The sequence below is a fragment of the Flavobacterium sp. FlaQc-30 genome (assembly GCF_044005885.1).
Taxonomy (GTDB): Bacteria; Bacteroidota; Bacteroidia; order Flavobacteriales; family Flavobacteriaceae; genus Flavobacterium.
Genome location: NZ_JBIPCO010000032.1, coordinates 1 through 391, shown reverse-complemented (window position 1 = coordinate 391; position 391 = coordinate 1). Strand labels below are relative to the sequence as shown.

General features: G+C 52.7%; 1 protein-coding gene. It reads right to left on the bottom strand.

Annotation, left to right across the window (positions count from 1 at the left end; genetic code table 11):
• Positions 1–391, bottom strand: a 391-nt coding sequence (locus tag ACHRV0_RS21615; RefSeq protein WP_395442514.1) for a hypothetical protein, incomplete at both ends; no start/stop codon positions are given.

Here is a 391-nt window from a genome sequence, read left to right as displayed (position 1 = left end):
CACAGCGTCGGAGGCTGTAATATCGGAATCAAGTCCCAAAGGATTAACAGTCACCACCACCGCCTTTCTGGTATTGATTGCGTTTTCGCACACCCCGTCACCGCTCACACTCACATAATACGTAGTGCTTGTTGACGGACTAACGTTATAGGTAGCTCCAGTGCTGAGCACCGTAGTGGTCGTCTGGTCGGCGTACCATCTGAAGACCGGAGTGGTAACCGTAGTGGATGAAGCCGTCAGCGTAGCGGAGGCTCCCGCACAGATCACAGCGTCGGAGGCTGTAATATCGGAATCAAGTCCCAAAGGATTAACAGTCACCACCACCGCCTTTCTGGTATTGATTGCGTTTTCGCACACCCCGTCACCGCTCACACTCACATAATACGTAGTG